The sequence below is a fragment of the Pseudomonas reactans genome, from assembly GCF_013387025.1.
Lineage (GTDB): Bacteria > Pseudomonadota > Gammaproteobacteria > Pseudomonadales > Pseudomonadaceae > Aquipseudomonas > Aquipseudomonas reactans.
The window spans coordinates 1-312 of sequence record NZ_JACAQP010000211.1; the positions used below are offsets into that span (position 1 = coordinate 1).

At 35.6% G+C, this 312-nt stretch carries 1 protein-coding gene; it reads left to right on the top strand.

What is annotated here, in order from left to right:
- Positions 1-4: 4 nt before the first annotated feature.
- A complete protein-coding gene (gene rpmJ, locus HX793_RS32365; RefSeq protein WP_082924814.1) occupies positions 5-118 on the top strand; it encodes a 50S ribosomal protein L36 in 114 nt (37 codons plus the stop codon).
- Positions 119-312: the final 194 nt, after the last annotated feature.

A 312-nucleotide genomic window follows, 5' to 3' on the forward strand; every position in this document is an offset into this window, starting at 1 on the left:
AAATATGAAAATAAGAGCTTCTGTTCGTAAAATTTGTGAAAAATGTCGACTAATTCGTCGTCGGGGACGAATTATAGTAATTTGTTCCAACCCAAGACATAAACAAAGACAAGGATAATCAGCCTCGTTAAAGACCCGATATAAAAATAAGAAGGGGATGGGATCTGTTTTGACATGAAATGGATATATCCATATATCTCTGACTCAAATTTATGAGATGATAAAATATGGCAAAAGCTATACCGAAAAAAGGTTCACGTGGGCGTATTGGTTCACGTAAGAGTACACGTAAAATACCAAAGGGGGTTATTC

What these genes read in the sequence shown, in the direction of transcription:
- rpmJ (WP_082924814.1), top strand. Translation starts at nt 5, where the DNA reads ATGAAAATAAGAGCTTCTGTTCGTAAAATTTGTGAAAAATGTCGACTA.